The 21,452-nt window shown below is 70.9% G+C and carries 18 protein-coding genes; 9 read left to right on the top strand and 9 right to left on the bottom strand.

The annotated features are described in order from the left end of the window. Window positions 1-251 precede the first annotated feature (251 nt). From ABZ833_RS26330 to ABZ833_RS26340, 3 genes are read left to right on the top strand one after another with little or no spacing between them, the layout of a single operon-like run. The gene (locus ABZ833_RS26330) at window positions 252-491 is read left to right on the top strand and encodes a hypothetical protein (RefSeq protein ID WP_361050986.1); all 240 of its coding nucleotides are present in this window, start codon (window positions 252-254) and stop codon (window positions 489-491) included. Next, the gene (locus ABZ833_RS26335) at window positions 488-1,852 is read left to right on the top strand and encodes an ion channel protein (protein ID WP_361050989.1); all 1,365 of its coding nucleotides are present in this window, start codon (window positions 488-490) and stop codon (window positions 1,850-1,852) included. Before ABZ833_RS26330 ends, ABZ833_RS26335 begins: the two co-directional genes overlap by 4 nt. Further along, window positions 1,849-3,675: an alkyl sulfatase dimerization domain-containing protein gene (locus ABZ833_RS26340; RefSeq protein WP_361050992.1), complete on the top strand. Its 1,827-nt coding sequence runs from the start codon at window positions 1,849-1,851 to the stop codon at window positions 3,673-3,675. The genes ABZ833_RS26335 and ABZ833_RS26340 overlap by 4 nt, the downstream gene beginning before the upstream one ends. A gap of 20 nt (window positions 3,676-3,695) precedes the next feature. Here the strand turns inward: ABZ833_RS26340 and ABZ833_RS26345 are convergent, their stop codons facing one another. Next, window positions 3,696-4,325: a MarC family protein gene (locus tag ABZ833_RS26345; protein WP_361050995.1), complete on the bottom strand. Its 630-nt coding sequence runs from the start codon at window positions 4,323-4,325 to the stop codon at window positions 3,696-3,698. Window positions 4,326-4,393: 68 nt separating this feature from the next. Continuing rightward, complete coding sequence (locus ABZ833_RS26350) at window positions 4,394-5,305, bottom strand: LysR family transcriptional regulator (protein WP_361050998.1); 912 nt, start codon at window positions 5,303-5,305, stop codon at window positions 4,394-4,396. A 163-nt stretch (window positions 5,306-5,468) separates the two neighbouring features. Between ABZ833_RS26350 and ABZ833_RS26355 the strand changes: the two genes are divergently transcribed. Next, complete coding sequence (locus ABZ833_RS26355; protein WP_361051001.1) at window positions 5,469-6,752, top strand: SGNH/GDSL hydrolase family protein; 1,284 nt, start codon at window positions 5,469-5,471, stop codon at window positions 6,750-6,752. A 236-nt stretch (window positions 6,753-6,988) separates the two neighbouring features. Here the strand turns inward: ABZ833_RS26355 and ABZ833_RS26360 are convergent, their stop codons facing one another. From ABZ833_RS26360 to ABZ833_RS26380, 5 genes are all read right to left on the bottom strand, one after another. After that, window positions 6,989-8,965, bottom strand: coding sequence for an FUSC family protein (locus ABZ833_RS26360; protein ID WP_361051004.1), 1,977 nt, complete (start codon window positions 8,963-8,965; stop codon window positions 6,989-6,991). 101 nt (window positions 8,966-9,066) lie between these two features. Beyond that, window positions 9,067-10,098: an endonuclease/exonuclease/phosphatase family protein gene (locus ABZ833_RS26365; protein ID WP_361051007.1), complete on the bottom strand. Its 1,032-nt coding sequence runs from the start codon at window positions 10,096-10,098 to the stop codon at window positions 9,067-9,069. Between the two features lie 97 nt (window positions 10,099-10,195). Beyond that, window positions 10,196-11,077: a hypothetical protein gene (locus tag ABZ833_RS26370; RefSeq protein WP_361051009.1), complete on the bottom strand. Its 882-nt coding sequence runs from the start codon at window positions 11,075-11,077 to the stop codon at window positions 10,196-10,198. Between the two features lie 87 nt (window positions 11,078-11,164). Then, on the bottom strand, window positions 11,165-12,016 hold the full coding sequence (locus ABZ833_RS26375; RefSeq protein WP_361051012.1) for an ABC transporter permease: 852 nt from the start codon (window positions 12,014-12,016) through the stop codon (window positions 11,165-11,167). Then, on the bottom strand, window positions 12,013-13,026 hold the full coding sequence (locus tag ABZ833_RS26380) for an ATP-binding cassette domain-containing protein (RefSeq protein WP_361051015.1): 1,014 nt from the start codon (window positions 13,024-13,026) through the stop codon (window positions 12,013-12,015). The genes ABZ833_RS26375 and ABZ833_RS26380 overlap by 4 nt, the downstream gene beginning before the upstream one ends. A 141-nt stretch (window positions 13,027-13,167) precedes the next feature. Between ABZ833_RS26380 and ABZ833_RS26385 the strand changes: the two genes are divergently transcribed. Together ABZ833_RS26385 and ABZ833_RS26390 are read left to right on the top strand one after the other, a co-directional pair. Further along, the gene (locus tag ABZ833_RS26385; protein ID WP_361051018.1) at window positions 13,168-13,608 is read left to right on the top strand and encodes an SH3 domain-containing protein; all 441 of its coding nucleotides are present in this window, start codon (window positions 13,168-13,170) and stop codon (window positions 13,606-13,608) included. Between the two features lie 98 nt (window positions 13,609-13,706). Further along, window positions 13,707-14,099: a hypothetical protein gene (locus tag ABZ833_RS26390; protein WP_361051021.1), complete on the top strand. Its 393-nt coding sequence runs from the start codon at window positions 13,707-13,709 to the stop codon at window positions 14,097-14,099. A 98-nt stretch (window positions 14,100-14,197) separates the two neighbouring features. On the opposite strand, the gene snpA is transcribed toward ABZ833_RS26390, so the two are convergent. After that, on the bottom strand, window positions 14,198-14,863 hold the full coding sequence (snpA, locus tag ABZ833_RS26395; RefSeq protein ID WP_249588804.1) for a snapalysin: 666 nt from the start codon (window positions 14,861-14,863) through the stop codon (window positions 14,198-14,200). Window positions 14,864-15,083: 220 nt separating this feature from the next. On the opposite strand from snpA, the gene ABZ833_RS26400 reads away from it, so the two are divergent. Continuing rightward, complete coding sequence (locus ABZ833_RS26400; RefSeq protein WP_361051025.1) at window positions 15,084-16,022, top strand: LysR family transcriptional regulator; 939 nt, start codon at window positions 15,084-15,086, stop codon at window positions 16,020-16,022. Between the two features lie 233 nt (window positions 16,023-16,255). Next, window positions 16,256-17,359: a hypothetical protein gene (locus tag ABZ833_RS26405; RefSeq protein ID WP_361051027.1), complete on the top strand. Its 1,104-nt coding sequence runs from the start codon at window positions 16,256-16,258 to the stop codon at window positions 17,357-17,359. 101 nt (window positions 17,360-17,460) lie between these two features. On the opposite strand, the gene ABZ833_RS26410 is transcribed toward ABZ833_RS26405, so the two are convergent. Beyond that, window positions 17,461-19,557: a PhoX family protein gene (locus ABZ833_RS26410; RefSeq protein ID WP_361051030.1), complete on the bottom strand. Its 2,097-nt coding sequence runs from the start codon at window positions 19,555-19,557 to the stop codon at window positions 17,461-17,463. Between the two features lie 353 nt (window positions 19,558-19,910). Between ABZ833_RS26410 and ABZ833_RS26415 the strand changes: the two genes are divergently transcribed. After that, window positions 19,911-21,440 carry a VWA domain-containing protein gene (locus tag ABZ833_RS26415; protein WP_361051033.1) on the top strand — a complete coding sequence of 510 codons (1,530 nt, stop codon included), beginning with the start codon at window positions 19,911-19,913 and terminating at the stop codon, window positions 21,438-21,440. The last annotated feature ends 12 nt before the right edge of the window (window positions 21,441-21,452 follow it).

The raw sequence follows: 21,452 nt of genomic DNA on the forward strand, positions 1-21,452 counted from the left end.
CAGCCATCGCGGGCCGTCGGGCGACGAGGGCGGCTGGGGTCCCCGGAACACCTCGTCCGGCCCCGGCCCGTTCGCCGAAGGCTCCGGTGGCGGCAATCCGCCCTCCGCGTCCGGCCCCGGACCCATCGGCAGCCCTGACCGCACCCCGCCCGCCGGAACCTGACCGGACGCGGGGCAGGGGCGGCCGGGCGCGCGAAGCCCGGCCGCCCCTGGCCGTCCGTCGGGCGCCCCGGGCCGGGGTGATCGGAGCGGTGCTCTCGCTGCCGCTGCACTGCGCGCGGGCCGCGCGGCAGGGGAAGCCCGTCCGGCTTGAGCCTGGGGCCGACGGGCGGTGGGCCGTCGGGCGGTGGGCCGTCGGGGACCAGCCGTCGCCGGTGCGGCTCGGGGACAGCGGGATCGTCCCCGCCGGGCCAGCGCTGTCCGCGCCGCCGGGCAAGGCGATCACCGCGGCCCGCACCGCCCCCACCTCACCGCACCGGGAGACCCCGTGACCGTGCCCCCGCAGGCCCGCGCCCTGCTCCCGCTCGTGCTTCCCGCGCTGCTCGTCGGCGTCGGGTCGAGCCTCATCCTGCTGTTGCTCAGCTTCGTCGCCGAGCGGCTCCAGGATCTGCTGTGGGACACGCTGCCGGACGCCGTCGGGGTCTCCGGGACGTCGGCGGGGTGGATCATCGCCGCGCTCACCGCGGCGGGTCTTGTCGTCGGGCTGATCGTCTGGAAGATGCCGGGGCACGCCGGGCCCGACCCCGCGACGCTGGGGCTCGTCGATCCGCCGCTGCCGGTGCGGGTGCTGCCGGGCATCGCGCTCGCCGTCATCGTGGGGCTGGCGGGCGGCGTCAGCCTCGGCCCGGAGAACCCGATCACCGCCATCAACATCGCCATCGCCTACGCGCTCGGCATGAAGGCGATGCCCCGCACGCCCGCCGCGGAGTGGGTCGGCCTCGCGGCGGCGGGGACCATCGGAGCGCTCTTCGGGACGCCGGTCGCGGCGGCCCTGATCCTCTCCGAGACCGTGGCGGGTCCGCCCGACCCGCGCCCGCTGTGGGACCGGCTGTTCGCGCCGCTGGTCTCGGCCGGCGCGGGGTCGCTGACCACGGTGCTCATCGCGCACCCCACGTTCGAGATCGACGTCCCCGCGTACGACGGGCCGCACTGGGGCGACGTGCTCTCGGCGATGGTCGTCAGCTCGGCGGCGGCGGTCGTCGGTCTCGCCGCCGTGTACGCCTTCCCGTATCTCCACCGCGCCTTCCGTCAGCTCGGGCACCCCGTCCTGATGCTGACCGTGGGCGGTCTCGTGCTCGGCGCCCTCGGCGCGCTCGGCGGCCATCTCACGCTCTTCAAGGGCCTGGAGGAGATGAAGGAGCTGACCGCCGAGGCCTCCGACCACGACGCGGGCAATCTGCTGCTGCTCGCCGTGGTCAAACTCCTCGCGCTCTGCGTGGCCGCCACCTGCGGCTTCCGAGGCGGGCGGATCTTCCCGGCCGTCTTCGTGGGCGTGGCCCTCGGCATGTTCGCGCACGCGCTCGTGGACGCGGTGCCGCCCGCCCTTGCGATCACCTGCGGCATCCTCGGCGTTCTGCTCGCCACGACCCGGCAGGGCTGGCTGAGCCTGTTCACGGCCGCCGCCGTCGTACCGGACCTCGACCTGCTGCCCCTGCTGTGCGTGGCGGCGCTGCCCGCCTGGCTGTTGGTGACGGGACGTCCCGACATGCTGATCGAGGAGGAACCGCAGAAGATGGACAGGTCCGAGACATCCGCGTCCGCCGGTCCCTCCGGTCCATCCGGTCCCTCCGGCCCCGCTGACCCCTCCGGCCCCGCTGCACCTGCCGCTCCCTCGAACGGACCCGCCTCATGAGCGCCGCCCCCGCCAGCGACCTGCCCTTTGACGACACCACCGACTTCGCCAATGCGGACCGCGGGTTCATCGGCGCCCTCGTACCCGCCGTCGTGAGGACGGACGACGGCAGGGTCATCTGGGACAACGACGCCTACGGCTTCCTCAAGGGCGAGTGCCCCGACACCGCCAACCCGAGCCTGTGGCGCCAGGCCCAGCTCTGCGCGCGCCAGGGCCTGTACGAGGTCACCGAGGGCATCTACCAGGTCCGCGGCCTCGACCTGTCCAACATGACGCTCGTCGAGGGCGAGAGCGGCGTCATCGTCATCGACCCGCTGATCTCCGCCGAGTGCGCGGCGGCGGCCCTCGCCCTGTACCGCGAGCACCGCGGGGAGCGCCGCGTCACCGGCCTCATCTACACGCACTCGCACGGCGACCACTTCGGCGGCGCGCGCGGCGTCCTGCCGCACGGCAGCGGCAAGGACATCCCGATCGTCGCGCCCGAGGGCTTCCTGGAGCACGCGGTCAGCGAGAACGTCTACGCGGGCCCGGCCATGTCGCGCCGAGCGGTGTTCATGTACGGCGACAGCCTCCCGAAGGCCCCCGACGGCCAGATCAGCGCGGGCCTGGGCATGACGACGTCGACCGGCACCCTGACGCTCATCCCGCCCACGGTGGACATCACGCGCACCGGCCAGGAGGAGGTCATCGACGGCGTACGCATCATCTTCCAGCTCACGCCGGGCACCGAGGCACCGGCCGAGATGAACTTCTCCTTCCCCGACCGCCGCGCGCTGTGCCTGGCCGAGAACGCCACGCACAACATGCACAACATCCTGACCCTGCGCGGCGCGGTCGTGCGCGACGCCCGCATCTGGTCGCGCTACCTGGACGAGGCCATCGACTTCTTCGGCGACACGTACGACGTCGCGTTCGCCTCGCACCACTGGCCGACCTGGGGCCGCGACGACGTCGTGAAGATGCTCTCCGAGCAGCGCGACCTGTACGCCTACCTGCACGACCAGACCCTGCGCATGCTCAACCAGGGCCTGACGGGCCCGGAGATCGCCGAGGAGTTCCGGCTGCCCCCGGCCCTGGAGAAGGCCTGGCACGCGCGCGGCTACTACGGCTCGGTCAGCCACAACGTCAAGGCGATCTACCAGCGCTACCTGGGCTGGTTCGACGGCAACGCGGCACACCTGTGGGAGCACCCGCCGGTCGAACTCGCCCAGCGTTACGTGGAGTTGGCGGGCGGCGCGGACGAGGCGCTGGCCAAGGCACGGGCGTACGCGGCCGACGGCGACCTGCGCTTCGCTGCCACGCTCCTCAACCACATCGTGTTCGCCGACCCCGGCAACGCGGACGCGAAGGAGACCCTGGCCGGGGTCTACGACCGGCTCGGGCGCGGCGCCGAGAACGGCACCTGGCGCAACTTCTATCTGACCGCGGCCCTCGAACTCCGCCAGGGCACGGGCAAGGTCCAACTGGACATGTCCAACCCCGAGATGGCGATGGCGCTCACCACCGAGCAGCTGATCGACTCGATCGCGGTCAACGTCGACGGCCCCCGCGCCTGGGACGAGAGCTTCGTCATCGACCTCGTCCTCACCGACGAGCAGAGCCGCCACCGCCTGAACCTGCACAACGGCGCGCTCACGCACCGCGAGTCCCAGGCCGTCTCCGGCGCGGGTCTCACGCTGACCCTCACCAAGCCGCAGCTCCTGGGCGTCCTGGCCGGGAAGGGCCTGGACGGGATCGCGGTGGAGGGCGACCCGGAGCTGCTCAAGCGTCTTTTCGCGGTGGTGACGAAGCCGGACCCGTCGTTCGCGATCGTCACGCCCTGACCGTCATCGGCGTTCGAGGCTCACTCGCGCTCCAGGCCCGGCACGCCGAGCGCCGAGAGTCCGTCCAGGACGAGGTCCACTCCGACCGCGGCGAGCAGCAGGCCCAGCAGCCTGCCGAAGAGCTCGATCGTCGCGTGGTGTGTGCCGCGCAGGACGCGCGCGAGCAGGACCACGCAGACCAGGTCCAGGGCGATCACGGCGACGTACGCGCCGACGACCGTGGACCGCCAGGACCAGGTGTCGCGGGCCGCCGCCTCGATCAGGACTGCGGTCATGGCGAGCGGACTGACGATGTAGGGCATCAGCAACTCGCGTACGCCGCTGACGAGATCGGGCGCGTCCAGGTCCGCGCGGTCCGAGCCGAGGTGGACGCCGAGGACGAGCCCCACGGCGTAGATGAAGAAGATGACGCCGCCCGCGAGCTGGAGCGCGGGCGTGGAGATGTGGAAGAGCTCAAGCAGCCAAGGCGCGGTGAACCCCGCGAGCAGGCCCACCACGACGGCGGCCCCGGACGAGACGAGGGCGATCATCCGCAGCTCGCGGACCGGATGGTTCTGCGCGAGGCCGCCGAAGGCGAGCAGCACCTTGGGCGGGCCGACGACGGAGAAGAAGGTGATGAAGGCGGCGGAGTACGTGAGAGCAGCGGTCACGCACGGCATCCTGTACCGCGCGGCACCTTGAACGCTGCGGGCGCGCCTGGAACGCGGTGCGGGCGCGCCTAGAACGGGGCGGGACCGCCGTTCGCCGCGACCGTGTCGCGGACCGCGCGGACGAAGGCCTCCAGGCGCGGGGTCCCCTCGGCGGCCGTGCGCCAGATCAGCGCGACATCGGCCGACGGCACGTCCGTCAGGGGTACGAAGGTGATGTCGGGCCGTGCGTAGTACTTCTCCACGGACGCGATGACCGGCGAAAGACCCTGCCCCGTGGCGACCAGCGTCATCAGCTCCTGGAACCCGGCGACGGACTGACCACGGCGGATGGGAAGGCCGCTGGGCGTGCGGGGCGGGACGTGGAAGTCCCACCAGTAGGCGGGCGCTCCATTGACGACACCGAAGAAGGTCTCGCCCGCGAGCTCTTCGAGGGACACGCTGTCGCGCCCGGCAAGGCGGTGGCCGAGCGGCACGGCGAGCATGCGGGGTTCGTTGATGACGACGGGCCCGACGGTGAGGTCCGGCTCCTCGACGGGCAGGCAGGTGAACAGCGCGTCGGCGTCGCCGCTGCGGAGCGCGCCCAGCGGGTCCCCGAACTGGGTCTCCCGCATCCGCACGTCGCACCCCGGGCAGCGCTCGCGGAACGTCGCGAGAATCGCGGAGGTCAGCGTGCCCGCGCCCGACCCGAGGAAGGCCACGGTCAGCTCGCCCTCGACACCGCGGGCCACGTCCTGGGCGCGGGCGACGGCGGCTTCCATGCGGACGTGGAGGGGGGCGAGGTCGTCGTACAACTGGCGCCCGAGCGGGGACATTTCGACGCGTCGGCTGGTCCGCTCGAAGAGGGGGGCGCCGATCTTGCGCTCCAGCTTCTTCACGGTCTGGCTGACGCGGGCCTGGGAGAGGAGGAGGCGTTCGGCGGTGCGGCCGAAGTGGAGTTCTTCGGCGAGGGTCAGGAAAGTCTCCAGCTCCTGGCGTTCCATTTCGCTGCCACCCCGTCCCTGACCTGCATCGATAAGTCTGAGCGCACCGATCGTTTCATGGATCGTCGTTGATCGGGGGGTGGCGGGGGCGGATCTTAGAGGAGTCCGGTTCTTCGCCGGGCATCACCATCCTCCTCAACTCCTCAACACCTCGGAGATTCCCATGCTTTCGCGTGCTCGCACCCGTACCTCTCTCGTCGCCGCCGCTGCCGCGCTCGCCCTCACCGCCGGTCTGGCCGTCACGGGGGCTCACGCCTCCGGCTCGGGGGCGGGCTCACGGCCGTCCGGGCCCGCCTGGACCGCCGCCTGGGCCGCGTCGCCGCAGCGCGCCAGTACGGGCTTCAAGGCCAACTGGTCGGAGGACGGCTTCTCCGGCCAGACCCTGCGCCAGGTCGTACGCGTCACGGAGGGCGGCGACAGGGCTCGCATCCGCCTCTCCAACGCGTACGGGACCTCGCCGCTGCACATCGCCGGGGCGACCATCGCGCGTACGAAGAAGGGGGCGTCGGTCGAGGAGGGGTCGGTGCGGCGGCTGACGTTCGAGGGGAGGCGGTCGGTGGAGATACCGGCGCACGGGCAGCTGTCGAGTGATGAGGCGGGGCTCGACCTGAAGCCGTTCGAGTCGGTGACGGTCACGCTTCACCTGGCCCGCACCACCGGGCCCGCCACCTTCCACGCGCAGTCGTTCGCGACGAGTTATCGGGCGGACGGGGAGCATGTCGGGGACACGGGTGCGGGGGCGTTCGACGAGTCGACGGAGTCCTGGTACTTCCTGTCGGGGGTGGATGTCGCCGGCAAGAAGGCGCGCCGGGGTGGGGGTGTTGTTCTGTTCGGTGACTCCACCACCGACGGGTTCGCCTCCTCGACCGACCTCAACCGGCGCTGGTCCGATGCGCTCGCCGAGCGGCTGGCCAAGGCGGGAGCGCCTCGGCCCGTGCTGAATGCCGGGATCGGCGGGAATCTCGTGCTCAACGACTCGGCCTGGTACGGGGAGAGGGGTACGGCTCGCTTCGGGCGGGACGCGTTGGACCTGCCGGGGGTGGGGACGGTGGTGGTTCTTGAGGGCCTGAACGACATCGGGTTCAGCGAGAGCGATACGCCTACGTATAAGCCTGCGCCGAAGGTGAGTGCTGAGGAACTCATCGCGGGGCACCGGAAGTTGATCCGGGCTGCGAAGGCGAAGGGGGTCAGGGTGGTGGGGGCCACGTTGTTGCCGCTCGGGGGGTCTGATCACTATGGGGAGCGGGCGGCGAAGGTGAGCGATGCGTTTAATTCTTGGGTGCGGAATTCTGGGGAGTACGACGCGTACGTGGACTTTGACCGGGCGCTTGCTGACCCGGCGGATGGGGAGCGGATTGCTCCTGAGTACGACAGTGGGGACCACCTGCACCCGAACGATGCGGGGTATCGGGCGATGGCCCGTGCGGTGGACCTCGAAAAGCTTTAGTCCCCAACCCCGCCCCTTCCCGAAAACCCGCTGGCGCGGGGGCCTTGGTAGCCGTCGTCACCGGCTTCGCCGAGTTCGTCCTCAAACGCCGGACGGGCTGAGAGATTCACCCCCGGTCCGGGGAAATCTTTCAGCCCGTCCGGCGTTTGAGGACCGGGGTCTGGGGCGGAGCCCCAGTTTCGGGAAGGGGTGGGATTGGGGATAGCCCCGCAGGGACCGCCCTGACCTTCACCCCCTCACCCCCTCGGCGAGGCAATCGCACGCGCAGCGACCACCTCCTGGCGGAGTGGCTCCAGCACACTCTCCTGCGGCCCGGTGAACTCCGCCGGTACCTCCTCCAGAATCTCCGAGCCCCTCAACCCCTCCGCCAACTCCCGGAGTTGGCGAGCGACCTCCCCCACCTCCGTCAGCGTCGGCTCCCCCGCCCCATGGCGGATCCGCACCGCCGCAGCGGTCGTCGCGTCCACGATTCGTTCGACCGCGATCACCAGCGGCCACCACGCCGCAGCCCTCGCCCCCATCGGAGGCGGCTCCGTCAGTGCTCGCTGGAATTCCGTGCGGATGACGGAGAGGTCCCGGTACAGGCCGCGCCTCATCCGCGCCCGCGCCGCCGCGTCCACCGCCGTGCCGAACGCGCTCTCGACGTACGACGCCGTGTCGGCCACCGTGTCCGCGAGGCGGTCGCCGATCCGCGTGTGCCAGCTCTCCGGCCACAGCAAGTACCCCGCCACCAGCGAGATCGCGCAGCCGATCAGGCTGTCGACCAGGCGCGGCACGACGAGCCCGAAGCCCTGGTGGTTCAGGACGTCCGACAGGAGCAGGATCACCGGGGTGATCGCGGCCGTCTGGTAGCCGTAGCCCCTTGGCGTGAACGCCGGGATCAGGGACGCCAGGACCAGTATCACCGGCACGTCCCACCAGCCCCTCGGGACCTGCGACAGGACCGCCGCCGCCACCACGAGCCCCGCCGCCGTGCCCAGCGCCCGCAGCACCGCCCGCGAGAAGACCGAGCCGAAGTCCGGCTTCAGCACGAACGTGACGGTGAGCGCCACCCAGTACGAGCGCGGCACCTCGATCAGTGACACCAGCGACTGCGCGATGCCGATGCACAGGGCGAGGCGCAGGCCGTAGCGCCATGACGCGCTCGACAGGATCACGTTGCGCGCCGCTCTGCGGGCCCGCACGCGCAGGGCCGCCGGGCTGCCCAGGCGGTCGTCGGTGTCGTCCTTGATCGTCACGATGCCGTGCGGATCGGCGTCGTTGAGGAGTTCCGCCACGTGCCGCAGGGCGTGGTCGACCGCGTCGGCCGATGGATCCGGCGGTGCGGGCAGCTCGGGGGCCGGGATGTCCGCGTCCCGGGGCGTCGCCACCGCGTCCGCCAGACGCCGCACCTCCGCGGGGAACTCCGGCGGCATCGGAACCCCGCACTGGTGCGCGGCGGGCGCGGCCTCGATGACCGGCGTGATCGCATTCAACTGGGCGATCAGGCGCACCAGATCGGGGTTGCGGCCGTGCGAGCGGGTGCGGCGCGCGAGGACCAGGTCGTAGGACTTGTTGAGGGACGTCGTCACCTCGGCGCGCGCTTCCTCGTACCGTTCCGTGCCCGCCGCCTCCAGGAGCGCCGCCACGCTGCGGTAGGTCCCGGCGACCGCGGCCCGCTCCGGGACGCCGGAACGGAAGGGCCAGGCAAGGAGGGCGAGGGTCAGGACCAGGAGGCCGCCGCCGGTCATCAGGACGGGGGCGAGCCACCACTCGCCCGGCATCGGAAGCCCCGCCCCCACCACGGAGTTGAGCAGCAGGAGCAGACCCGACACGGACGCCACGGCGCCGATCGTGGACATCATCCCGGAGACCAGCGCCACGAGGGTGACCACGCCGACCGCCACCCAGCCGTGCCCGAAGACGAGCGAGCCGATGGTGACGCCGAGCGCCCCGAAGAGCTGCGGGACCGCGATGTTGAAGATCCGCATGCGGTACGCGTCGGCGGTGTCGCCGATGACGCCGGAGAGTGCGCCCATGGAGGCGAGCGCGCCGTACTCGGGCTGGCCCGCCGCGAGGCCGATGAGGAGAGGCAGTGACATGGCGACGGACGCGCGCGCCACGGCCGCCCACGGGATCGGCGCCGCCTGCGGTTTGAGCGTCCTGACCAGCCAGGGAGGTGGGGCGAGGGCGCTCAGAGGGCCCGGTGGTGCGGGTGAATCGCGGCGGGGCATGCGGTCATTATTGCCGCCCTTGCTGCCGATTTGCCCTGCCTGACCTGCGTTGCAGCGGTTCGGCCTGACCGGTGTTCCAGCGGTTCGGCCTGACCGGTGTTCTAGCTGTTCGGCCTGTGCAGCGTCAGGTCCACGACCAGGGCCCGGTGGTCCGTGTCGCCGATCTCCAGGAAGTGGGCGTCCTTGGCCGAGAAGTCCGGGGTGGCAAGGACGTGGTCGATCTGGGTGCCGAGCGGCGACATGAGGTCGGCGGGCCAACTGGGGGTGCGGGCCGAGCCGGAGAGGGCCGCCGCGTCGCGTACGCCGCCGGTGTCCAGGATGTCGCGGAAGGCCGCGTGGTCCTGGGTGGCGTTGAAGTCGCCCGCGATGATGGTGGAGCGGTTCGCGCGCCTGCCCTCGGCGGCGTAGTCGCGGAGTTCGGCGAGTTCGGTGCGCCAGGTGCCGAGCTGCTTGGGCAGCGGCGGCATGGGGTGGGCGAGCTGGACGCGGACCTGGTGGCCGTCCTTCAGCTCGGCCACGGCGCCGGGCATGCCAAGGGTGCCCGCGACGCCGCTCGCCTTCTTCAGCGGCAGCTTGCTGACGATCACCGAGCCCTCGGCGCCGCCTGCCTCGCTCGCGGTGCGGTAGGGGTAGTCGGAGCGGGGCAGTTCGTCGCGCAGGGTGTCCGAGCAGGTGTAGTCGCACTCCGGGACGAAGAGGAGGTCCGGCTTCTCCTTGCGGACCGCCTTGATCAGGCCCTGGGTCCCCTGGCCGAACTCCACGTTCGACGCCATGACGCGGACGTCGGCGACCGCCGGTCCCTTCGGGTCGTCCGTCTTGCCGTACGGCTCGAGGAACCAGGCGATGCCGCCGAGCGCGACGACTCCCCAGACGAGGCCGACGCGCCAGCGGGCGAGTGCCGCGAGCAGGAGAGCGGCGATCGTCGGGGCGAGGAGGAGGGGCAGGAAGGCGAGGATCTGCGGTACGGGGGTGACGCCGTCGGAGTCGGCGATCCGGAAGCCGAGGATGGTGCTGACGGCGGCCAGGAGGAGAGCGGCCAGCCAGGCGGAGGGGCGCCGGCCGGGGCGCCGCTTCGCCTGCGGCTCGGGCCAGTCCCCCGTGGGGGCCGTCGCCGCTGCCGTCGCGCTGTCCAAGGGGCAGCCTTTCCGTCTGGGGTCTGTGCCGAATCTTCCCCTAGAGACGGTGAGGGGTGCGGGAGGGTTGCATTTCCCCCACCGCGCTCCTCGCCCTTCAGACGCCGGGTCCGCCGGACATTCCGGCCCGTCCGGCGTTTGAGGACGAACTCGGCGGAGCCGGTGATCCGCGGTGCCGCAGCAGCCACGCGGCAACGGCAACCACCAGCCCCACTCCCAGAATCACCCACCCCGCCACGCTCAGGGAGTGCGTCAACGCGTCGTAGACCGCCTCCGCGGCCGGGCGGGAGACGTCCTTCGGCAGGTCGTCCAGGGTCAGGCCCCGGCCCACCATGACCGCCACCGCGAGGACCGCCCCCGCGAGGCCCGCGCCGAGGGCCGTGCGGATGATGGCTCGGCGGCGGTGCACCGCGAGGAGGATTCCGGCCGCGGCGAGGAGTACCGCCGCGGCCGGGAGCCAGAGGCCCGCCATCTGGAGCATGTGGAATCCCTTCCCGAAGGGGCCCAGGTCCGAGGACTCCATGAGCGTCACCTCGGTGTGTGTGACCGGGATGTTGTCCGCGAACGGCACGTCGTCATCGGTCAGTTGCTTCTTGACCTGCTCGGTGATGGGCGCCAGGTCGATGGTGACCGCGCCGCCGTCCGAACGGTCGCTCAGCGCGTCCTGCACCGCGTCGTGCGCCGCGCGGTTCGCCGCGTTCCAGGCCGTCTTGAACGCCTTCGTCTCGGTGAAGGACAGCACCGCGTCCCGTACGAAGGAATCGACGGTGCCCTGGAGCGGGCCCACGTCGATCTCCTTCATCACCGAGTCGGTGACCGCATCGGCCACCGCGTCCCGCACATCGGGGTCGGAGGCGAGCGGCGCCATCGTGGCGACGTACGCGTCGGCGTCCTCGATCTCGTACTTCGCCCAGGTGGAGAGCGGCACGAGGAGGACGGCGAGGACCAGCAGGACGGCGGACAGCGGGCGTCTGAACACGTCCCCCAGCAGAAGTCCCGGTCACGCGGGGCGCGACCGGGACAAGTGCATACGGGGCAAGGACGGGGCCAGAACTCCTCCTTGCGGTTACTTCCGGTTGTAGAGGCGCATCGTCACCGGGCCGAAGACCGCCACGAGCAGCACCGCCCAGCCCAGCGCCCAGACCAGCGACGAGCCCGGTGACGTACCCGCCATCAGATCGCGGACCGCGGAGGCGACATGGGTGATGGGGTTGTTGTTCACGAAGGCCTGGAGCCAGCCCGGCATCGTCTCGGGCTTCACGAAGATGTCGCTGAGGAACGTCAGCGGGAACAGCACCATCATGCTGACGCCCATCACCGACTTCTCGGTGCGCAGCAGGAGCCCGAACATCGTCCACACCCACGAGAAGGCGAACGAGAAGACCAGGAGCAGGAGCACTCCGGCCAGGACGCCGAGGACACCGCCGTCCGGGCGGAAGCCGATGATCATGCCTACGGCCAGCATGACCAGGGACGCGATGGCGTAACGCAGCATGTCGCCGAGCAGGTAGCCGACCATCACCGAGGGGCGCCAGATCGGCAGCGTACGGAAGCGGTCGAAGACGCCCTTCTCGATGTCGATGTTCACCGAGACGCCCGTGTACATCGTGATCATGACGACGGACATCACGAGGATGCCGGGCAGCAGGTACTGGATGTACTCGCTCGGCGATCCGGCGAGCGCGCCCCCGAAGAGGTACGTGTACATCAGCACCATCATGATCGGGAACGCCGTCACGTCGAAGAGCTGCTCCGGCACATGCTTGATCTTGAGCATGGCCCGCCAGCCGAACGTCAGGGACGCGGAGACCGCGCTGGGGCGCTGCGGACGGTCACCGGCGATGAGCAGTTCGGCCAGGGACTCGGTGCTGACGGGCGCCAGGTCCTGGGCCTCGGTCGTGGTGGTCGCGGTGCTCATGCCTTTGCCTCTTTCTCCGCCATGTCTTTCGCCGCCATGTCCGTTGCGTGATGAGCGGTGCCGGTAAGGGCCAGGAACACCTCGTCCAGGCTGGGCTGGCCGAGGGAGAAGTTGTCGACGGTGATCCCGGCGCGGGCCAGTTCGGCCAGGGCGCGCGATGCCTTCTCGGCGGCGTCCGTGCCGTTGCGCTCGCCGTCGCCGACGCGGGCGGTGAGGGCGACCGGGTCGGGTTCCAGCTGGACCTCCGCGTCGAGCGCGACGCGCAGCGCGTTCGCTGCGTCCTCCCGCTGGTCCGCGTCCCGGAGCCGTACGTGCACCGAGCCCGCGCCGACCGACGCCTTCAGCTCGCCCTTGGTGCCCTCGGCGATGACCTTGCCGTCGTCGATGACGGCGATGCGGGACGCGAGGTGGTCGGCCTCGTCCAGATACTGCGTGGTCAGCAGGACCGTCGTGCCGTGCGCGACGACCGCGCGGACGATGTCCCAGACCTGGTTGCGGCTGCGCGGGTCCAGGCCCGTCGTCGGCTCGTCGAGGAAGAGCAGGTCGGGGGTGTTGAGGATGGACGCCGCGATGTCGATGCGGCGGCGCATGCCGCCGGAGTAGTTCTTCACCTGGCGGGCCGCCGCGTCGCTCAGGCCGAAGGCCTCAAGAAGCTGCCCGGCCCTGTTGTACGCGGCCTTCTTGCCGTGGCCGGTGAGGCGGGCCAGGAGCACCAGGTTCTCGGTGCCGGTCAGGTCCTCGTCGACCGAGGCGTACTGCCCGGTGAGGCTGACCCTGCTGCGTACGGCGTCGGCCTCCCGCACGACGTCGTGGCCGAAGACGTGGGCGTCGCCGCCGTCCGGGCGCAGCAGGGTGGCGAGCATTTTCACGGTGGTGGTCTTGCCCGCGCCGTTCGGCCCGAGCAGGCCGTAGACCGTGCCGGACGGGATGGTGAGGTCCACGCCGTCGACCGCGCGGTTGTCGCCGAAGGTCTTCACCAGGCCCGCGGTCTCGATGGCCACGCTGTTCATGTCGTACGCCCTCTCCACGTCAGTGGTCTTCCGTTACGAGGGCAGACCGTCCCCGCGGCGCAAACTCATCGTCCAGTGGAGCACTAGCCCGAACGGGTGTTTGCTGGAAGAGGGGAAAGAGGGGGAAAGAGGAGGTCGATCATGCGGACCACTCCGGCCCTGAGGACCACTCCGGCCGCCCTGGGAACTCTCGCCGCAGCGCTCCTGACCGCAGGTGCGCTGTCCCTCGGAGGTGCCTCTCCAGCATCCGCCGCCGCGCCACCCACGCACAACCACCATGCGATCTGGGGGACGATCGTCGCCCCCGTCGACCTGAAGATCCGGGACATGCCGTCCACCAGCGCCACGATCGTCGCGAAGCTGCCCGCAGAGAGCCAGGACCGCGTCGAGTGCGTGACGCAGGGTACGAGCGTCTGGGGCGACACGTCCTGGTACTGGCTGGGCGGGGTGCAGGGCTGGGCGAGTGCCGCGTACGTCGATGTCGGCGGCCAGCACGTGCCGAGCTGCGCGTCCGCCGACCCGTGCCAGGAGTACAAGCCGTGCTGGGACACGTGCCAGGGCGGCTACAACCGCTACCACTGAGGCCGCCGAGTTGCCGGGCGGCGCGGGCGGGTGTGCCCTGGAGGGTGGGGCGGGCGTGACGCACCGCCCCGGGGGCGACCGTGTCAGGAGGAACCGTCATGGCTCACGTGGCATCCACTTCGACGGCACCGCGCCTGCTCGGCGGTTCCGCGGCCTCCAGGGCCGCGACGGCCGCCGCGCTCCTCGCCGTCGTCTACGGCATCTGGGCGGCGGGCATCGCACGTGACGCGGGCCCCATCACCACCGGGAACGTGCTGCTCGGTGTCGTGGCGGGAGTCGTCGTCGGCGCGGTCTTCATGGGGCTTCGCAGGGCCGCGCCGCGTCTGCCGCGCGAGCTGCGCGCGGCGGCCTGGGCGGGCTTCGCCGGAATCGCCTTCGGCTATCTGTACAGCCTGACCGACGCGACCATCCTGCGGTCCGTGCTCATGTCGCTGGCGGTGACGGGCGGCGTGTTCGCGTTGATGTTCTACCGCTACTACACGAGCGAGTGAGCGAACGGCCTTCGCCCTGAACGCTCTTCGCCCTGAACGCCGCTGTGCCCATCAGCGTCGAGCGCGCTGATGGGCACAGTGGGTGAAGAGTGGCCGGATCAGCCGACCTTCTCCAGTCTGTCCAGCTTGTCCAGCGCCTTCGCGAGACCGTTGGCCCACAGCTGGTCCACCTGGGCACGCTCGTTCGCGTCAGGCTGCGAGTTGGTGCACGAAGTGCCCGGTCCGCCTCCGGACATCAGCTCGCTGCACGGGCCTTCGTAGTGGTCGGGAAGGCCCAGGACGTGACCCGTCTCGTGCGCGGTCACACGCGTCGAGTCGTACTGCTGGTTCTGCGCGTAGTCCAGGAAGATGTACCCGCTGCCGTGGCCGTCCGTGCTGGCGTACGAGCCACGCGGGTCATTCCCCTCGCGGTACTCGAAACTCGCACCGCCACTCCCCTCCTGGAGCTTCACATTGGACACCGCGCTGTTCCAGATGGAGGTACTGCTGGCTATCTGCTGGGCGAAGGTCGGGGCACCGGAGGCGTCGTACACCACCGTGACCTGCTTCGCGCCGGGGTTGGCGGCGCGCTTCTCGGCGACCGACTTCAGGACGGCCTCGAAGAACGCCTTGTTGGCCGCGGCTTCCTCGCCGGAGCCCGCGTAGTTGGCGTACGCGGAGTTGACGGACGGCGCGGTGGGGGTCGCGGCCGTCGCCGATGTCGTGCCGAGACCGGCGGCAGCGAGGCCGATGACGGCCGCGACTGACAGGTAACGCTTGTTCATGTGGGGGGCTCCCTACTCGTTCCATGAAAGGTGAACGGTTCGGTACCGGGAGTGTCGGGGAGCCAGGGGCGTCTGGGGATGATGGCAAGTGGCGATAGCACCGAGCTATCGCCTGCCCTTCGCCAACCTTCCGGGCGGCTGTGCCTGTGCCCAACTCAGGTGGTTCCCGTGGGGTTTGTGAGTCTGGTGCGCCGACGCCCACCGCTCTACGCTCACAGCCATGGAGCTCGAGGTGAGGCACCTCCGCGCGCTGTGCGCCATCGCCGACACCGGCAGCCTGCACAAGGCGGCGCGCCAACTCGGCATGAGCCAGCCGTCGTTGACGACTCAGCTGCGCCGCATCGAGCTGGAGATCGGCGGCCAGCTCTTCGCCCGCGAACGCACCGGCTGCCGCCCGACCCCGCTCGGCCGTCTCGCCCTCAGCCGCGCCCGCCCCCTCGTCAGCGAGATGCGCGCGCTGGTCAACGAGACCAAGGCGGCGGCCGCCCGGGTGTCCGAGAGCCCGCAGCTGCGCATCGGATCCACGGCCAGCCGTGCCATACCGGGCTGGCTGCGGCGGCTGCGGCTTCGCCTGCCCGGCACCGAGACCTCGCTCCAGATGGACGTCTCCGCGAACGCGCTGCTGCGCATGGTCGCGGGCGGCCAGCTCGACGTGGCCTTCGTGCACGAGGTGGAGGGGAGTCCGCTGCGGCTTCCGGAGGGGCTGCGGCGGCGCGTCCTGGTCGAGCGTGAGCCTCAGTTCGTCTTCCTGCCTGCCGATCATCCGGCGGCCGCGCAGCCCGTCGTCCACCTCACCGACCTCGCCGCCGACCGCTGGATGGTGGACCCGACGGTGGACGGCGAGTGGGACGGGCTGCTGCGGGTGCTCCGCGCGGCCGGGCTCAACCCCCGTGTCCTGCACGGGGATTACCTCACCGCGTCCTCCCTCGTCGCCACCGGCGAGGTCGTCACCGTCTGCCAGCCGACCTCGCGCGCGAGACCCGACATGGCGGTCCGGCCGCTGCACGGCGACCCGCTCGGCGTGCGGCTGCTCGTGGCGGCCCGTACGGAGGGGGAGCTGGACGCGGTGTACGGGGATCTCGAGGCCGCGTACTGGGAGGCGGCGCGCCAGGCGCCCGCCTATGGGGAGTGGCTCGCGGGGCGGGCGACGGCGGCGTGATCCGGCGCTCGGGGCGCCTGGCGTGACCTAGGTCCCCGACAACTGGTGACCTTTGACCTCACCGCATCTGACCTGCGGTTTTGCCTGCTTTACGGTACTGGGTCGCCGCATCCGGCCGGTTGTTACGTTCTCTACGGATGACGCACACACAGCGCCCGTAGCTTCATGTCTGTCGCCGCCGCAAAGAGGCACAAAGACGGACAGTTCGACCGACCAGTCACAAGGGATCCGCTATGCGCGCCACCCGCCGTACCTTCCGCACCGCCGCCATCGCCACCGGAGCGATCGCCGCTCTCGCCGTCCCGACGACGGCGGCCTTCGCCGCCGACGCCCCGTCGAACCCGCAGGGCCAGGTCGCCCCGGGTGACCAGACCGGCACCACGGACCAGGACCAGACCGGTCAGGACCAGACGGGCCAGGACAAGCAGACGGACGACGAGACGCCGAAGCCGGGCAGCTGGGAGTCGAAGGGCACGACCGACCTCGGCAAGGGCTGGTCGGCGAAGGTCGACGTGAACGCGTCCGCGCGCACCGCCAAGGCCGCCATCTCCCTCGACGGCGCCGCCAAGGGCTCACTCACCGCGTACGAGAAGTCCGCGAGCACCACCATCGACGGCAACACCTTCACCCTGACCCCCGACGGCACGGTCACCGCAAAGCTCGTGAACAAGGACAAGGACAAGGAGAAGCAGAAGGAGAAGGACAAGCCCGTCCCCGGCGGCTGGGTCTCCAAGGGCGTCACCGACCTCGGCCACGGCTGGTCCGCGAAGGTCGACGTGAACGCGTCCGCGCGCAGCGCCAAGGCCGAGATCTACCTCGACAAGTCCGTCAAGGGCTCCCTGAAGGCCTACATCAACCCGTCGAGCACCAAGATCGACGGCTGCACCTTCACGCTCTCCGCCGACGGCACCATCACCAAGAAGGCGGCCCCCCAGCCCAAGCCGCAGCCCGTCGACAAGCGGGTCTACGTCCGCACCGCCAAGCTGGCCGACGGCTCCACGGCCAAGATCTACAAGCTCGGCAAGAACCACTACCAGGCCGACATCTACGCCAAGGGCGCCAAGCTCGACACCCTCGACGCCAACGGCAGGTCCGCGACCGGCGAGAACAACGGTCTGCACGTCGTCCTCCACCCCGACGGCACCATCAAGTCCTGGGTCGACGGCAAGACCGGCACCGGCTCCACGGTCGTCCCCAAGGGCGGCGTCAAGGCAGGCGCCGAGGACGTGCACCCGGCCGGCGAGAGCACCCCGCTGATAGCGGCGGGCGGCGGCATGGCGGCGCTGGGCGCGGCGGGCCTCGGCTTCGCGGTGTACCGCCGCAAGCAGAACAACTGACCGCCACGGAAGCGGCGGTACGACGATGGGGGCACCCCGCGCCTGCGGGGTGCCCCCATCGTCGTATGCACTGAAAGGGCTGGGTCTCAGACGCCGATGCCTCAGACGCCGATGTCGCAGCCGTCCTTGCGCCAGACGGAGACGACCGACGGGCGGACGATCTTCCCGGGTCCGTCGGGCCACGCGCTCGCGGGCTTCTCGACGGACGCGCCGTCGACCTCGCCCGGGTGCTGCACGGAGACGAGCACGCGGCGGTCCTGGACCAGCGGGCCGCAGGTCTCCGCGCCCTTCGGCATGGTCAGGAACTGCTTGAGCTCACCGCGCCGGTCGCCCTTGGTCGCGACACCGAACAGGCCGTCGTGCGAGCCGAGTTGGTTGCCGTCCGTCGAGATCCACAGGTTGCCGTGCGGGTCGAAGGCGACGTTGTCCGGGCAGGAGATCGGGCTGACCTTGTCCTTCGGGAAGCCCGCGAAGTACGTGGCCGGGTCCTCGGGGTCGCCCGCGACGAGGAAGAGCGACCAGGCGAAGGTCGTCGACTCCGGGCGGTTACGGCGCTCGGTCAGCTCCAGGATCTGCCCGTGCTTGTTGAGGTTGCGCGGGTTGGCCTCGTCGGCACCGGCCTTGCCCGCCTTGCCGCGGTCGGAGTTGTTCGTAAGCGCGACGTAGACCTTGCCGGTGTACGGGGAGGGCTCGATGTCCTCGGGGCGGTCCATCTTCGTGGCGCCGACCTTGTCACCGGCCTGGCGCGTGAAGACGTACACCTCCTCGGCGGTCATGCCGTCGACGTGCGAGACGGCGTGGCCCTTGGGGCCCGCGGTGGCGAGCGGGATCCAGACGCCGCTGCCGTCGAACTCGCCGTCGGCGGGCAGCTTGCCGGTGCCGTCGATCTCGGCGGCCGGGGAGTCGCCGGTCAGCTTGGCGACGTAGAGGGTGCCCTCGTCGAGCAGCGTGAGGTTGTGCTCGTGCGCGGCGCGGGAGTTGCCCTTGGCGACGCGCTTGCTGCTGACGAACTTGTAGAAGTAGTCGAACTTCTCGTCGTCGCCCATGTAGACCACGGGGCGGCCGTCGTGCGTGAGGCGCGGCTGCGCGGCCTCGTGCTTGAAGCGGCCGAGCGCGGTGCGCTTGCGCGGGGTCGATTCGGGGTCGTACGGGTCGAGTTCGACGACCCAGCCGAAGCGGTTGGCCTCGTTGGGCTCCTTGGCGAGGTCGAAACGGTCGTCGAACCGCTCCCACTTCCGCTCGGACGCGGCGCCGATGACGCCGTAGCGCTTGAGGCGCGCGGCGGCGGTGGGCTCGGTGACCTTCTCCGCGTTGGCGAAGTACTGGTTGAAGTTCTCCTCGCCGTGCAGGGTCGTGCCCCACGGGGTGGTGCCGCCCGCGCAGTTGTTGAGGGTGCCGAAGACCTTGGTGCCGCGAGGGTCGGCCTTCGTACGGACGTACTCGCTGCCCGCGGCGGGTCCGGTCAGCCGGAACTCGCTGGTGACGGTGAGGCGGCGGTTGAGCTGGTGGCGGCTGACGGCGCTCAGCTTTCCGCTCTTCCGCTCCTCCTCGACGACCACGACGGAGAGGCCGTGGGCGGCCCAGGCGATCTCGACCTGCTCGCGGGTGGGGTTCGCGGCGTCGTATCCCTTGAACATCAGGATCTCGTCGGTGTACTCGTGGTTGGCCACGAGGACCTGACGCCCGCGCTCGCGGTGCAGTGGCAGGAGGCTCAGGAAGTCGTTGTTGTACCCGAACTGGCCCGCCTGCGCCTTTGCGGTCTGCTTGTCCGCGTCGAAGGCGGGGGCGCCGCGGAGGATGGGCTCGCCCCAGCGGATGACGACGTTCTGGGCGTAGCCGTCCGGGATGGTGACCGAGTCGGTGGTGTTGGGCGCGACGGGCGTGAAGCGGAGACCGCGCGCCCCCTTTTTGCCCTTGTGCGACGAGGGTTTCTGGGCCACTGCGGCGGCTTCCGCCTCCGGGGCGGCGGGGCCCGCGATGACGGCGCTGCCCGCGGCGGTCGCCACGGTCACGACCGCGGCGGCGCGCATCATGGAGCGGCGGCTGAGCGCTCCGGCTATGACGTCTCCGACGTACTCGTTGTCGCTGGTGTTGGGCACCTCGTGGAAGCAGGCATCACCACAACGGAACCGGCAGGTCATGGCGGAACGGCCGCCGCTCCCCTGATGCGAGGTGATGATCGGCAGCAGCTTGCGCACGGTTCCTCCGTTGTGTGGACGTGTTCGTGTGTCAGGGCGTGGCTTGATTCCGCCGGAACGCTAGGCGCGGAGGTCGGCAGGGCGACGGCCTGAGAGTGAACGGGAGGTGAACCGGGGGCGCACATAGGGCAGTTGGGGTGCGTGTGCGCGGTAAGGGTGATGGTGGAGGGGCGGTGGGGCGACCCTCACGAAGATCACGTATTACGGCGGCTAACCTTACGTGTCCGCCCTGGCCAGGGGTTATCGGGAATCAACTCACGCGAAGGGGTGCACCCATGGGCATTCTGAGTGTCCTGCGGAATGCGTTCGGACTGTCGTCACGCAAGGGGGAGCAGGCTCCGGAGCCTGAGGCAGTGACCCCGGAGACTCCGGAGACCCCGGGTACTCCGGAGACCCCGGAGGCCCCGGAGACCCCGGAGACCCGGGAGGCTGCCACCTCTGCGACGGTTCCGGCGCCCTCGTCCGAGCGGGTGCCTCCGGCGGCTGAGCCGAAGGTGACGGTTCCGGCGCCTTCGTCCGAGCCTTCGCCTTCGGCGGTGGACGATCTCGTCGCCGCGGCGTTCGACCGGGACCGCGTGGCGGTGCCTTCGCCTTCGCCGGAACCTGAGCTGGCTCCTGAGCCCGAGCTGGCTCCTGAGCCCGAGGCTGCGGCCCCGGAGCCGGAGGCTGAGACTGTTGCCCCGGAGCCCGAGGCCGCGGCTGAGACCGTCGTCGCCCCGGAGCCTGCGTCTGCCGCCGCGGAGCCGGAAGCTACGGCCGACGCCGCTGAATCGTCCCCGTCAGTTGTGCCCACCCGTCCCGCCGAGCGGGACGATTGCCCACAACAGGAAGCCCCCACAGCCCCGACCCCGGCAGCGGAAACCGAAGCAGTCACCCCCGCCCCTGAGGCCGAGGCCGAGTCCCCCGCCACCGAGTCGAAGGACGAGCCCGCCACCGCTGCGACCACCCCCGAAGCCGAGCCGGCAGACGAGTCGCCCACCGCTGTGACGTCACCCGAAGCCGAGCCGGTAGACGAGTCGCCCACCGCTGTGGCCTCGCCCGAAGCCGAGCCGGTGGACGAGTCGCCCGCCGCTGTGGGCAATCGTCCCGCTGGGCGGGACGGGTGGGCACAGCCCTTGACGCCGGGTGCCGATGAAGCGGCGGAAGTACCCGTGACCTCGGCGGAGCCGGAGCCGGAGCCGCAGGGTGCCGAAGACGCCCCGGAGGAGCCCGCGGAGCCCGAAGCTTCGGAGGAAGAGGAGTCCGCCGAAGCCCTGGCGCAGCCAGCCCTCGCTGCCGCGTACAAGGCAGCCGCAGCCGCCCTGCAGAAGAGGGACCTCACCGGAGTCCGCGCCCCGGTCTACCTCGTACTCGACCGCTCCGGATCCATGCGCTCGTACTACAAGGACGGCTCCGCCCAGAGCCTGGGCGAGCAGGTCCTCGCCCTGGCCGCGCACACCGACCCCGAGGCAACCGTCCACGTCGTCTTCTTCTCCACCGACATCGACGGCACCGGCACCCTCACCCTCCCCGAGCACGAGGGCCGCATCGACGAGCTGCACGCGGCAGCGGGCCGCATGGGCCGCACCAGCTACCACCGCGCGATCGAAGAGGTCGTGTCCCACTACGAGAAGTCGGAGCACAAGGGCAGCCCCGCCCTCGTCGTCTTCCAGACGGACGGCCCCCCGGACGCCAAGGGCCCGGCCAACCAGGCCCTCGCGGACGCGGCCAAGCACCCCCTCTTCTTCCAGTTCGTCGCATTCGGCGAGCACGAGGCGAAGGGCTTCGACTACCTCCGCAAGCTGAAGGCGGAGAACGCCGCCTTCTTCCACGCGGGCCCCACCCCCCGCGAGCTCACGGACGCGGAGCTGTACGAGGGTCTGCTCGCGGCCTGGCGCCCGTAACCCCAAGGGGTG

The sequence above is a fragment of the Streptomyces sp. NPDC047525 genome (assembly GCF_040643025.1).
Taxonomy (GTDB): domain Bacteria; phylum Actinomycetota; class Actinomycetes; order Streptomycetales; family Streptomycetaceae; genus Streptomyces; species Streptomyces durmitorensis.

Excerpts from the sequence above, each read along its gene's own strand:
- ABZ833_RS26390 (WP_361051021.1), top strand. The coding sequence starts at position 13,707 with ATGGCTCACGTGGCATCCACTTCGACGGCACCGCGCCTGCTCGGCGGT.
- ABZ833_RS26375 (WP_361051012.1), bottom strand. The coding sequence starts at position 12,016 with ATGAGCACCGCGACCACCACGACCGAGGCCCAGGACCTGGCGCCCGTC.
- ABZ833_RS26360 (WP_361051004.1), bottom strand. The coding sequence starts at position 8,965 with ATGCCCCGCCGCGATTCACCCGCACCACCGGGCCCTCTGAGCGCCCTC.
- snpA (WP_249588804.1), bottom strand. The coding sequence starts at position 14,863 with ATGAACAAGCGTTACCTGTCAGTCGCGGCCGTCATCGGCCTCGCTGCC.
- ABZ833_RS26385 (WP_361051018.1), top strand. The coding sequence starts at position 13,168 with ATGCGGACCACTCCGGCCCTGAGGACCACTCCGGCCGCCCTGGGAACT.
- ABZ833_RS26400 (WP_361051025.1), top strand. The coding sequence starts at position 15,084 with ATGGAGCTCGAGGTGAGGCACCTCCGCGCGCTGTGCGCCATCGCCGAC.
- ABZ833_RS26340 (WP_361050992.1), top strand. The coding sequence starts at position 1,849 with ATGAGCGCCGCCCCCGCCAGCGACCTGCCCTTTGACGACACCACCGAC.
- ABZ833_RS26350 (WP_361050998.1), bottom strand. The coding sequence starts at position 5,305 with ATGGAACGCCAGGAGCTGGAGACTTTCCTGACCCTCGCCGAAGAACTC.
- ABZ833_RS26355 (WP_361051001.1), top strand. The coding sequence starts at position 5,469 with ATGCTTTCGCGTGCTCGCACCCGTACCTCTCTCGTCGCCGCCGCTGCC.
- ABZ833_RS26405 (WP_361051027.1), top strand. The coding sequence starts at position 16,256 with ATGCGCGCCACCCGCCGTACCTTCCGCACCGCCGCCATCGCCACCGGA.
- ABZ833_RS26380 (WP_361051015.1), bottom strand. The coding sequence starts at position 13,026 with ATGAACAGCGTGGCCATCGAGACCGCGGGCCTGGTGAAGACCTTCGGC.